Genomic DNA, 12,529 nt, shown 5'->3' with positions numbered 1-12,529 from the left:
GCCTTGATCAGCCGCCTCAACGTCGACCACGTCGACATCACCGACGACCGGATGCTCCTCCGCCTCCGCCCGGTGGGAGATGGTTCGGGTCTGGCACCGTTGCACAAGTCCGCGGCGGCCTTCAACGGACAGCGGGGCATTACGGTGGAGCACGGACGGGTCTTCCTGCCGGCGGATACGTCGGGGGTACGTCTCATCCTGCCGAGGAAGACCCGTCCGTTTCGTTCAGCCCGTGTCGCGCCTGGCGTCTACAACGACATGACAGCGTCATGACCTGAAACGGCTACCGGGAATTCGCTCGGCGGAAGTCCGAGTAGCGAGCAGACAGCGTCCGTGAGTGCACCAGTAGCGTCGGCCGGCAGCGTCGCGCAGCGCCACCCGACGAAGGAATCCGGACGGATCAGGAGCGCGCCTCCGGGGGCCAGCCCATTGACGTCAGCCCAGTTGTGCGTGACGTCGACGTAGTCACCGTGCTCCCCGATTGTCACCAGCTCGATCGGCGTCGCCGCCTCTCTGGCGGCACCGGCGATCGCCTCCAACCACGCGGTCCGCGCAGCCGGGTCGACAACCAGGACGAATCGGTCGAGTTTCGCTAGGTCGATGGTGGAGAAACGCTGACTGTCGCGCTCGATCCAGGCGTGGGGCACCCGGTGTCCTGGCCGCGCCGACGCCACGTACTCCCGGATCGGGTCGTCGTTGGCCGGCGGCTCCGTACCGTCGGGAACGACCGCACTGCCCGTGTACTGCTGTCCGAGTTCGACGCCGAGCATCCTCGTCCCGAAGTTGGTCTCGCGAAACATCTTCGCCATCGACGCGCGCAGTCTCACGCCCTCCTCATTCGCGGAGAACAGCCGTTCCAGCGCCGCCCAACCCTCCGCGCCCTGCTCGAAGCCACCGAGGACACCCACGATCGCGTCCGTCTCCGCGATCAGCGTCGACACGGCTTGGTCGACGACGGTCCGCGCAACGGGTTGGCGCTCCTCTTCGTACGTATGCAGTAGCGACGGAGATGCGTAGCCCTTGACCACCTGGGCGATCTTCCAGGTTGCATTCTGCGCGTCAGCAACCGCGGTATTCAGCCCGAGACCACCCGCCGGAGGATGGTGATGCGCGGCGTCGCCGAGCATGAGGATGCGGCCGACGTGGAGCCTGTCGGCGTAATCGCCGCCGATCGACCACTTGTTGACCGAGTGGATGACGGGATGGAAATCCTCCTCGGGAACACCGAGTGTCCTCTGGACGAGCGAGACGACCTCGGCCTCGTCCTCCGGTACTCCGCCCTCAGGAACGCCGACGTGGCATACCCACTCCTCGGCGTCGGTTCCCCAGCGCGTGGGTCCCATCTTGACGAGCGCGCCACTCCAGAGGCCGTGACCGATGTTGTCGGGACTGAGGAAAATGCTGATGCCCACCCGGGGGTCGTCGATCCACGAGTGCAAGTCAGCGCTGAAGTGAACGATCATCGCCTGGCCGATCTGCTTCTCACCGATCCAGCCGACTCCGATCTGCGGACCGACGGTGCGGCCCGCGTCCGCAGCAAGAACATAGTCGGTTTCGATCGACCATTCTTTGCCGGTTGTGACGTCACGCAACGTGGCGTAAGCACCGTCATCGTCCTGGGTGATTGTCAACAGCTCCTGGCCGTAGCGCACGCTGCCCGGGGCGGATCGTTCAGCCTCACCGAACAACACCGGTTCGAGCTTGGTCTGCGACAGGTTGGTGTAGACGCACGGAGTTGCGCGGGCATATCGGGGGACGTCGTCGCCACCGCCCCAGGAGTCGACGTAGCCGATCTCCCTTCCATGCAGTGGGGTCGGCCCGGACAGCGAGGTCATCCAGTTGAATCGCTCCATGCGGTCCAGTGGGCTTCCTGCCTTGTAGACGACCTCGTCGAGGCCGAGCTGGCGGAAGATCTCCATGGTCTTCGCGCTCACGATATGGGCCTTGGGTAACCCGGCCGCCTCGCGGCGTCGCTCCACCAAGAGGTGTTCCACTCCCATCCGCGACAACATGATCGAGGCCGACAAGCCTGCTACTCCGCCCCCGACGATGAGCACGGGCACGCGGTCTGCGCTGGGAGCGCTCCCTCCACCGTTGGAATTTGAAATTCGCTCCACGTCCACTCCTCTGTGACTGAGACCACTAATCTGCCTCGAATGCTAGGACACCCAGAAGGCGCCGAGTGTCTCAGTTGTGAGCCAACAAATGCGGGCGGCCGGGCGGCCATCCAACGGTGGATCCATGCGGCCTGGCCGGAGCCGAGCTGGCGACTTCCGCCGCCCACACCGGGTTAGTGCGGCGATCGGCGCGGCGTTGCCAGGCGCATCGTGGTAGCGATGCCGGACGCACGATTCGACGAACCACATGGCGGTCACCCCAGATAGGGCCAAGGAACGGACTCAGCGACTGTCGCTCACTGAACGCCCGGCCTCGACGACGACCGCGCGGAACCAGGTGTGTGCGGGGTCATCGGTGCGCGAGGGGTGCCACCAGAGCGCTTCGACAAGTGGCCTTGTCTCGCCGGGCAATTCGACGGCCCGAACATCGCCGGCTGCTACGGCACGGGAAACCAGGCGCGATTCGATGAAGGCTGCGCGATTGCTGTCGGCGACGAGGGCGGGCAGGGCGAGAAAACTGTCGACCACGATTGAGGCTGTGACCTCGATGCCGTGTAGACGAAGACTCCACTCCGCCGCGCTCGAGATTGCCGCGTCGCGATAGGCGACCACCCAGGAGAGCTTGGTGACGTCATCGTCGGTCAGCTTGTCACCCACTGAGTTGTTGGCAGAGGAGACGATCGCCATCCACCGGTCGGAGAACACGTCGACGTAGGGGAGACCCGAGACGAATCCATGCGGAAGCACCAAGCCGTCGACGGCCTCGACGAGATCGGTGCGGCCGAGCATGACCGAATACAGATCGAAACGGCTCATCCGGAGTCGAGCATGCGGAGCCGTGTGATGCAGCAGGTCAGCAATTGCGCCTCCGATTGTCGCGGTGGCGAAATCAGACGCCAGGAGCGTGAACTCCCGATCGACCTCGGACGGATCGAACGGGATCTGGTCGTCGAAGACCTGCCCGATTGCTTCCAACGCGTACGTCAAACGATGACTGAGCTGGACGGCAAGTGGGGTGAGCACATAGGAATTGCCGACACGTTGAAGTAGATCGTCGTGGAAATGCCGGCGCAACTTGGCGAGCGATGCGCTCAGAGCCGGCTGGCCGAGACCGAGACGAGCGGCTGCCCGCGTGACACTGCGCTCACGCAACAGCGCCTCCAGCGGGACCAGCAGGTTCAGGTCAAGTCGGGCAATGCCTGAAAGGTCCATGCGGCATTGTCACATTCCAACAGGACTATCAACCACAGTGATGGTGATGTATCGCATATCTCGCCTTCCCAGCGACTTCGGACTTGGGCAATCTTGGCCACAGCACCGTTTCCCCAACGTTCAACCCCGAGGAGCAGCCATGACGGAGCGATCCCTGACTCACCTCCGCCACGTCGACATCGCGGTCCCCGACTTCGAAGCCCAGCTGGCGTTCTACACCAACGCTTGGGGGCTCACCCAGATCGAGAGGGACGGAGACCTCGCGTTCCTGGCGGCTGAAGGGTCACCCGAGCAATACTCAGTCCGCATCCGACAGGCCCCGGAGAAGCGCCTGGACCTGATCTCCTTCGGCGCCGCCGATCGCGTGGACGTGGACAAGCTCGCCGAGCGCCTCGGTACGTCGGGAGTGCAGCTCATCAGCGAGCCCGATATCGTCCAAGGCCCCGGAGGCGGCTACGGCTTCCGCTTCTTCGACGCAGACGGCCGTGTCGTGGAAGTCTCCGCCGACGTCGCGTCGCGGCAGCACCGCAAGATCGAGGCCGGGGAACCCATCCCGGTCAAGCTCTCCCACGTGGTGGTCAACTCGCCTGACATCGCAGCCACTAGAGCTTTCTACGAGGAACACCTCGGTTTCAAGCTCTCGGACACGCTAGCCCACCCTGATTCCGGCGACTTGTTCTACTTCATGCGGATCAACAACACGCACCACACCATCGCCTTTGCCCAAGGCCCGCACACCTCGATCAACCACATGTCGTTCGAGATGCGCGGCCTCGATGAGTACATGCGCGGCACCGGCCGCCTGCTGCGCAGCGGAACACCGGCACTGTGGGGACCGGGTCGTCACGCCATCGGAGACAACACCTTCTCCTATTTCCTCGACCCCCACGGGAACGTCGTGGAATACACAACCGAGCTCCTCGAACTCGACGAAGACACCTGGCACCCGGAGGTCTACGACGCGACCGATCCGATGACCTCCGATCAGTGGGGCACTGCCGGCCCGATGAGCGAGCAGACCTTTTCCGAGATGCGCAACGACGTCGACAAGGGTGTCTTCGTCGCGCCACCTGTCTGATCGTTCCCCATCGCCTCAGGATCCATCGCCCCCAACTCCCATGCCAAGAAGGAACGCCATGACAAACACATCAATCATCGAGGGCGGGATCACCGGTCCCGCCGCTGCCCATGAGCTCGGTTCAGAGTTCCGTGTGATGGGCAACGGAGCCCCGGAAGAGTCCGTTCGCGCGACCGTGGAGCAGCTCTGACATGCGCAGCGCAACGACCACCGGCACGACCACGCTCCTGTCCAGCGACGACGTCCTCGCCGTCGCCGACTGGAACTTGATAGTAGAAAGCCTCCGGGAGGCGTATGCCTCGCCTGCGAGCGAGGCCATGGTGCCTCCGCGGACGATGGCCCGAGGGGAGCGCGCTTGGCTGCGCAGCCTGACCGCCGCCTCCACCTCGGGCGATCACATCGGGGCCAAGCTGATCATGTTTTCCGCTGAGTCGGCTCGCGCCAGCTACCCACTGCTCCTGCTCGACCGAAGGACCGCGGAACTCGTAGCGCTCCTCGACGGCCACCACATCACCGGGCTTCGCACCGCCGCGACCTCGGCGCTGGCCGCGGACACCTTGGCACGGCCAGGGGCACTGCGTGTCGGAGTAATCGGTAGCGGCTTCGAAGCGTCCAACCACGTGCGCGCGCTCGCAGCGGTTCGCCGGCTCGACTCGGTCGCGGTATACAGCCCGACTCCAGCCAACCGTGCGGCGTTCGCGCAGTCAATAATCGCCGACTTGGGCGTCCCGGCAATACCCACCGAATCTGCCCGGCAAGCCGTCAACGATGTGGATCTGGTGATCTGCGCGGCACGCTCGCGTGACGAGACCCCAGTCATCGAGGGAGCCTGGCTCGAGCCGGGGACCACGATCGTCTCGATCGGATCGACGCTCCCCGAGCAACGAGAGGTGGACACCGCGACTCTCGCACGTGCCGACGTCATCGTCGCCGACGTTGTCGAGGAGGTCGTTGGGGAAAGTGGCGATTTCCTGGCCGCTGAAGCGGCCGGTGTCCCCGCATCAGCCAAGGTCTCGGCGCTGGCCGATGCCGTAGGTAACCGAGTGTCGGGACGCACGTCCGAGGACCAGATCGTGCTCTACAAGTCAGTCGGCTCGGCGCTGCAGGACATCGTCGTCGCCGAACTCGTTTACCGACTCGCGACCGCGCGTGGACTGGGCAGAGCCGTCCCCCTGCTGGTGGAGCCAGTCAAGAAGTGAACGGCAATACGCCAGCACACTGAAGCAGCTAAGGGATAAGAGGAAAGAGAAATGGTTTCGTACACGAAGAACTCGGCCCGGGACTGGGCGAAGGAGAACCTGCGAGGAGTCTCGGGCGTCACCATCCCCTCGTTCACACGCGATCTCACCAAGCTCAACGCCAAGGGCATCGCCCACGACATCGAGCACATGATCGGGCTCGGATACGACTACACACTGGTGATGTCCGAACTGAATCTCACACCGGAGGAGAACGCCGAGTTCACGGCTGTCGCGCGCGAAACCGCCGGCGATCGGCTCGGACTCTTCTTTCACGCGTCCTTCGGGACTCTCGAGGAGAACATCCGGGCGGTGAAGCTCGCGGAACAAGCCGGAGCAGATCTGGTGCTGCTCTCCTACCCGCCACAGTTCTGGCCGACCACTGAACGAGAGATCTACAACTACACCAAGACCTTCTGCGATGCCACCAACCTTGGGGTGATGCTGTTCCCGATCCCCACCTGGGGCTTCGAGCGGATCCACCCGGCTGGCATGTCGGTCGACCTCATCCGGCGCATGATCGACACAATCCCCAATGTCGTCGCGATCAAGGCCGAGCAGGGTTATCCGCTCCCGGGCGGCGTCGTGGAGATGTACCACCACTTCGCCGACGAGGTAGTCATCAGCTGCCCGATCGAGAGCCACGCCATCCCGCTGATGGACCTCATGGACATCCAATTCTCGGGAACCAGTAACACCCAATGGATGAGCACCTACTACCCCGAGGCCTTTGCAAAGGCCCGTGGCGACCGGTGGACCGAGGCGATGGACGACTACTGGCGCATCAACCCCGCGCGGCAGGCGAACGACTCGGTGGCCAGCAGCTACATGGCATCGATCGGCGTTATCAACCGCACCGTGTGGAAGTACCAAGACTGGCTCGCAGGCTTCAACGGCGGCCCGCTGCGGGCACCGGCCATGCGCGTACCGGACAAACACATGCGCACCCTCCGCGCCGGCCTCACCGCTGCGGGGCTGCCTGTCACCGAGGACCCCGACAGCGAGTTCATGCACGGCCGCTACCCGGCCTGACACCACGGGAACACACGTCAACGGAAGGACAAATGATGACCACAGCGTCGTCGAGCCTCGACGTCGAGGTTGGTGGAGGCAAACAGTTCATCGGCGGCCGATGGGTGCAGGCCGATACCGGTGCAACATTCGAGGTGTTCGATCCAGGCAACGGCGAGTTCCTTGCCCAGGTCCCCGACAGCTCGGTGACCGACGGACTTGCCGCCGTCGAATCAGCCGCCGCAACATCGACAACGTGGGCAGCCACCGCTCCACGCGAGCGGGGCGAGATCCTGCGACGCGCATTCGAACTCATGATTGCGCAGCGGGAACCTCTGGGCCGACTCATCGTGCGTGAGAACGGCAAAGCCCTGAGCGAAGCCCTCGGCGAGGTCGACTACGCCGCCGAGTTCCTCCGCTGGTTCTCCGAGGAAGCCACCCGCGGATTCGGAACCTTCGGCGTCGCGCCCAACGGGAAGAGTCGCATCATCACGGACCTGCGCCCTGTGGGCCCGAGTGTGTTCGTCACACCCTGGAACTTCCCGGCCGCCATGGCGACCCGCAAGATCGGCCCCGCGCTGGCCGCCGGCTGTACGACCATCCTCAAGCCGGCCGGGGAAACGCCGCTCACGGCATTGGCGATAGCCGAGATCTTTCGTCAGGCGGGTCTGCCAGATGGCGTCCTCAACGTAGTCACCACCAAACGCTCGTCCGCGGTGGTCGGTGCGATGCTTGCAGACCCGCGGGTCCGCAAGCTGTCTTTCACAGGCTCGACCGAAGTGGGTCGTGCACTGCTGAAGCAGGCGTCGGAACGGGTCCTGAACTGCTCCATGGAGCTGGGTGGAAACGCTCCCTTCCTCGTGCTGGCCGACGCCGACATCGAGACAGCAGTCCAGAGCGCGCTGGTGGCCAAGCTCCGCAACGGGGGCCAGTCGTGCACGGCAGCGAACCGGTTCTACGTCCACCGCTCACGCATGGACGAGTTCACCTCCCGACTCGCCAAGGCGATGGGCGAGATGCGGATGGGCCATGGCCTCGACGAGGGGGTCCAGATCGGCGCGATGATCAACAAGGGCGCAACCCAGGACGTCGCGTCGCTGGTTGAACGCTCTACGGCTGCCGGGGCGGAAGTCGTGCTGGGCGGCCACCTTGTCGATGGCCCCGGTGCCTTCTACGAGCCCACCGTTCTGCACGACGTCCCCGCCGACGCACCGTGCCTGACAGAGGAGATCTTCGGGCCGGTTGCGCCCATCGTGGGATTCGACGACGAGAGCGAGGCGATAGCGCTCGCCAACGACTCCGACTTCGGTCTCGTCGCCTTCGTCCAGTCGAATGATCTCGGTGCGGCAATGCGAGTTGCTGACGGTCTCGAGGCGGGAATGGTCGGTGTCAACCGGGGTGTCGTGTCCGACCCGGCCGCGCCCTTCGGCGGATGGAAACAGAGCGGACTCGGTCGGGAGGGCGCGCATGACGGGCTGCTGGAGTTCCTGGAGACGAAGTACATCGCCGCCTCGTGGTGATTGACGCGGCCGTGGGGGTGGCCAACGAGCTGGAAAGAGAACAAGCAGATGACAAGAAGCGCAGCGGTATTGGATCAACGAACAATCGTTGCGGCTCGAGAGGCGTTCCTGCGCGACGGGACCGAGTCTTCAGAGCTTCGTGAGGCCACACTGGTGGCTTGGCGCCGTTCCCGGGCTGCAGGCGTCGATGCCAATGCTGCTCCCGTCGCGGTCGATCCGGGCCCCGTCCCCGACAGCGCCCTCCTCCGAGCCGTCACCCCGGTCGGGACCACCCTCATGCGGCAACTGGACGGCACCGAAGCCGCGATGATGGTGACGGACCGAGAAGCTCGCATCGTAGGTCGATGGATTGCAGACAGCGGGATGCAGCGCCGGCTGGACAGCATGGCCGTCCTACCCGGTGCCGTCTTCGAAGAGGCAAAGGTCGGCTCGACAGGACTCGGCAGCGTTCTCGAAGACGGACAGATCACCGTCATCGAAGGAGCCGAGCACTACAATTGCGCTTTCGATGCAGTGACCGCCGTGGGCGCACCGATCGTCCATCCAGGCACCGGCCAGATCGAGGGAGTTGTGGACCTCGTCGGCCTGACGGGCTCACCAACCAAGATGATGGGGGCAATAGTCGAACGCGCCGCGAAAGAAATGGGTGAGCGTCTCATCAGCGGGTACGCCGCCGAGGACCGTGCGCTTCTGGACGCATTCCTCCGTACCGACCGTCGTGGCGTGCGACGCCCGGTCCTGGCGATCAACCACCGGATGCTCATGTCCAATCGGATGGCCAGCGCCCTACCTGGTTTGCAAACCCACGAAGTTCTTTGGGAACGAGCGCAACAGGCACTCGCCGACGGTTGCGAGATCTTGGATCTCGGCATCCCCGCCATGACGGAACGGCGGGCACAGCTACGGCCCGTCCATGACGGAGGGCTGCTGGTGGGCTGCATCCTCCACCTCGGATCTCAGCGCCCCTCCGGGCCTGCCGCCGCACGGCGGCGGTCGGTCAAACGTCCCTCCGACCTCACAGCTCGCGTGCTCGACAAGCTTCCAGGCACGAGCCTGCTCTGGCAGGCCGCCGTCACCGACGTCGTCCGTGCCATCACCCTCAGGGAGCGGGTCCTGCTGACCGGCGCGGCAGGAGTAGGCAAGAGCGTGCTCGCCGCCACGGTGGCGCAACTCGACTCCGCCACCGGTGACGTACGCCCCGTACCTGCGGTGGAATTCATACGCGCACCGGAGCTTTGGGCTGGAATGGATGTCATGCTCGTCGAACAGATGGAGCAGCTCGGGGCAGCGGACGCCCATTCATTCAGCCAGCGGATCGTCCGCGACGGACACAAAGCACCGGTTATCGGCATCCTGCGCACGGACGGAACCACTCCGGTGGACCCATCTGTGGCGGCCGCCTTTGATCGGGTCGTCGACCTGGCTCCACTCGACCACCGACCCGAGGACATCGGACCCGTCGCATCCAGCCTCGTTGACCAAATGCGGCCCGGGGTGCGGATCAGCCCTGAAACCCTGTCCACCATCGCCCGTCGGCCGTGGAGAGGCAATGTAACGCAGCTTCGTCACGCGCTACAGATTGCCCTCGACAGGACCGAAGGAACGCTCCTGCGTTCCGAGCACCTTCCACCGGCAACCGATGCCAGACCAGCCCCGCGCTCACTCACCTATCTCGAACGGATCGAACGGGACGCCATCCTGGCCCTCCTCGATGCAGCTCAGGGCAACAAGAAGCAGGTCGCGCTGACGCTCGGCGTCTCCCGGGCCACGCTCTACCGCAAACTCGCCTCACTAGGTATCGACTGACCACCGACTCTGAAAGCAATCCATGGACTCGTCACAACTGACCATCAGCGGATTCCTGTCCCGCGCGGTCACTCTCTACGCCGACCGCAAGGTTTACACACACGGAGTCGCGGGCCTCGGAAGCACAACCTACCGCGAGATCGGTGCGCGGGTGGACCGGCTGGCCCACACCCTCGACTCACTCGGTGTGCGCCGCGGCGACCGCGTGGCAACGCTGGCATGGAACCATCAACGACATCTCGAGCTGTACCTGGCGCTGCCCGCGATGGGCGCTGTCCTCCATACAGTGAACGTGCGACTCGGCGTCGATCAGATCCGCGAGATTCTCCGCCACGCAGGCAGCGTCGCGCTGTTCGTCGATCCGGACCTCGTGCCGGTCGCCGCCGAAGCGGCGGCCGGCTTGGAAGCGCCCCCTCGCCTGGTCGTCAACACATCGGTCGCACCCGCAGATCTGCCGCCGGGATGGGCCGTCTACGAGGAACTCCTCCGGGGCGCCCCTGCCGGGCCGTACGACTTTCCCGACAACATCGTGGAGACCGAGCCGGCTGCCCTGTGCTATTCCTCGGCCACCACCGGTCGACCCAAGGGCGTCGTCTACTCTCACCGGGCGCTCTACATGCACACCACCGCACTGTGCATGGCCGACACCTGGGCCCTCTCCGAGTCCGACACCGTCCTCCCGATCGTCCCGATGTTCCATGTCAACGCGTGGGGCATCCCGTTTGCGGCCGTCTGGATGGGCAGCACAATCGTCCTTCCCGGCCCTGCTCCCAAGGCCGCCGACATCGTGGGCCTCATGCGCGAACACGACGTCACCTTCTCGGCGGCCGTGCCGACGGTATGGTCCGACGTGTTCGGTGATTTCGAGCGTGACGGCAACCTCCCCAACTCGCTGCGCATGGTGGTGTCGGGCGGCGCGCCCCTCCCTGAATCGCTGCTCACCAGGGCTGACCGGCTGGGGGTGCCGCTGGTTCACTCCTACGGCATGACCGAGGCCGCCCCGCTCGTACTCGTCAACCATCGCAAACGGCATTTGGTAGCGCTCGACGAGCGCACATCTGTCACAAGTCGCCTACGTCAGGGTCTTCCGGTACCCGGATTGGATCTCGCCGTCGTACGCGACGACGCGCCAGTCCCCTGGGACGACACCAGCTCCGGGGAGCTCGTCCTCTCCGGCCCCTGGGTTGCCGAGTCCTACCTGGACGACGAGCGCAGCCGGCAGGCATTCCGTGACGGTCGGTACCACAGCGGCGACGTCGCGAAGGTCGACGACGAGGGATACGTGACGATCGTCGATCGACAGTCGGACATGATCAAGTCGGGCGGAGAGTGGATCTCCAGTGTCGACCTCGAGAACGCACTGATGACACACGACAGCGTGTCCGGTGCCACCGTCATCGGCGTCCCGCACGAACGGTGGGACGAGCGCCCCGTAGCCTTCGTAGTACTCACCGCTGCCGTCACCGATGACCAACTTCACACGCACCTTCAGGAGCGAGTTCCGCGGTGGTGGCTCCCCGACCAAATCATCCAGGTCGGTGAGCTACCACTGACCAGTGTCGGCAAGTACGACAAGAAGCGGCTCCGCGAACAGTGGCACACACGCGCCGCCCAGGGTCGGTAAGCGCTGCAGGTTGTTTCAACGCGGTCATCGCTTGTCTCGTGGAGCTTCGTGAGCAATGGGCGCTTCGACGAGGTGGGGGAATTCGCGATCGCTATGGTCCCACTTCACTCACGGGCCGGGTGGGGGATCGGCTGACTCTGCGACGGACGCGGAGTATTGATGGAGAACACGGTGATGACCAAGCCAGCGACGAAGAATGCGCCCGCAACAAGGAATGCGGCGGTGTAGCCGTGCGTCAAGGCACTACTCGCGGCCCCGATGAGATCGGCGTTGCCAGTCGCGAATCCGCGGTAGAGCGTGATCGTCGCATCTGGAAGTTGGCGGTTGGCCGCTGCTGTCGCGATCGTACTGAGCACCGCCAGTCCGAGTGCTCCGCCGACTTGTTGGGCAGTGTTCAACAGTGCGGACGCGATTCCGGTGTCTTCGTCTCGGACGTGGCTGACAGCACCGAGTGTCATGGGCACGAAACTCAATCCGAGTCCCACAGCTGTCAGGAACATCGCGGGCATCAGATGGGTGAGGTAGTCGGAGTCAGGCCTCAAGGTACTGAACCACACCATGCCGGCCGCGCCGATCAGCAACCCGGGGGCGGCGACATAGCGGGGCGCGAAGCGTTCGACGAGTTTGGAACTGGCCGTAGCGGCGATTCCCATGCCGAGGCTGAAGGGCAGGTAGGCGAAACCGGTTTTCACGGGGCTGAAGCCGAGGATCTGCTGCATGTAGAGCGTCAGAAAGTAGAAGGTGGCGAACATGCCCGCGCCGAGGAAGAGCATGGTGGCATACGACCCTGACCGGGACCGATCGCCGAGCAATCGCAATGGGAGCATCGGCTCCCGTGCTTTGGCTTGCCACACAACGAAACCCGTCAGCAGGGCTGCGGAGATGGCAAAACAACTCAGGGTGACGGTGTCGGTCCAACCGTA

General features: G+C 64.6%; 11 protein-coding genes. 8 read left to right on the top strand and 3 right to left on the bottom strand.

Annotated elements, in window-relative coordinates; genetic code table 11:
- A partial coding sequence (locus CA951_RS43880) for a hypothetical protein (protein ID WP_218780565.1) occupies nt 1-273 on the top strand: 273 nt, incomplete at its 5' end.
- Here CA951_RS43880 and CA951_RS40355 read toward each other — a convergent pair.
- Together CA951_RS40355 and CA951_RS40350 are read right to left on the bottom strand one after the other, a co-directional pair.
- Complete coding sequence (locus CA951_RS40355; RefSeq protein WP_256974283.1) at nt 249-2,057, bottom strand: FAD-dependent monooxygenase; 1,809 nt, start codon at nt 2,055-2,057, stop codon at nt 249-251. The genes CA951_RS43880 and CA951_RS40355 overlap by 25 nt on opposite strands.
- 342 nt (nt 2,058-2,399) lie before the next feature.
- Nucleotides 2,400-3,329 carry a LysR family transcriptional regulator gene (locus tag CA951_RS40350; RefSeq protein WP_087562191.1) on the bottom strand — a complete coding sequence of 310 codons (930 nt, stop codon included), beginning with the start codon at nt 3,327-3,329 and terminating at the stop codon, nt 2,400-2,402.
- A gap of 139 nt (nt 3,330-3,468) precedes the next feature.
- Here CA951_RS40350 and CA951_RS40345 point away from each other — a divergent pair, with 139 nt between their 5' ends.
- From CA951_RS40345 to CA951_RS40320, 7 genes are read left to right on the top strand one after another with little or no spacing between them, the layout of a single operon-like run.
- Nucleotides 3,469-4,407 carry a VOC family protein gene (locus CA951_RS40345; RefSeq protein WP_087562190.1) on the top strand — a complete coding sequence of 313 codons (939 nt, stop codon included), beginning with the start codon at nt 3,469-3,471 and terminating at the stop codon, nt 4,405-4,407.
- A gap of 58 nt (nt 4,408-4,465) precedes the next feature.
- Entirely contained in the window at nt 4,466-4,597 is a 132-nt protein-coding gene (locus CA951_RS44715) for a hypothetical protein (RefSeq protein ID WP_256974282.1), read from the top strand.
- A gap of 1 nt (nt 4,598) precedes the next feature.
- The gene (locus CA951_RS40340) at nt 4,599-5,606 is read left to right on the top strand and encodes an ornithine cyclodeaminase family protein (protein ID WP_087562189.1); all 1,008 of its coding nucleotides are present in this window, start codon (nt 4,599-4,601) and stop codon (nt 5,604-5,606) included.
- Nucleotides 5,607-5,657: 51 nt separating this feature from the next.
- Entirely contained in the window at nt 5,658-6,677 is a 1,020-nt protein-coding gene (locus tag CA951_RS40335) for a dihydrodipicolinate synthase family protein (RefSeq protein ID WP_087562188.1), read from the top strand.
- 35 nt (nt 6,678-6,712) lie between these two features.
- Nucleotides 6,713-8,176, top strand: a complete 1,464-nt coding sequence (locus CA951_RS40330; protein WP_087562195.1) for an NAD-dependent succinate-semialdehyde dehydrogenase — start codon at nt 6,713-6,715, stop codon at nt 8,174-8,176.
- Nucleotides 8,177-9,982: a sigma-54-dependent Fis family transcriptional regulator gene (locus CA951_RS40325; RefSeq protein WP_179220501.1), complete on the top strand. Its 1,806-nt coding sequence runs from the start codon at nt 8,177-8,179 to the stop codon at nt 9,980-9,982.
- A gap of 22 nt (nt 9,983-10,004) precedes the next feature.
- Nucleotides 10,005-11,606, top strand: a complete 1,602-nt coding sequence (locus CA951_RS40320; RefSeq protein WP_087562186.1) for a long-chain-fatty-acid--CoA ligase — start codon at nt 10,005-10,007, stop codon at nt 11,604-11,606.
- A 104-nt stretch (nt 11,607-11,710) separates the two neighbouring features.
- Here CA951_RS40320 and CA951_RS40315 read toward each other — a convergent pair.
- Nucleotides 11,711-12,529, bottom strand: an 819-nt coding sequence (locus CA951_RS40315; protein WP_143543184.1) for an MFS transporter, incomplete at its 5' end; no start/stop codon positions are given.

This window comes from Rhodococcus sp. NCIMB 12038 (assembly GCF_002165735.1).
Taxonomy (GTDB): Bacteria; Actinomycetota; Actinomycetes; order Mycobacteriales; family Mycobacteriaceae; genus Rhodococcus_F.
This window is presented reverse-complemented; position numbering and strand designations above follow the sequence as displayed.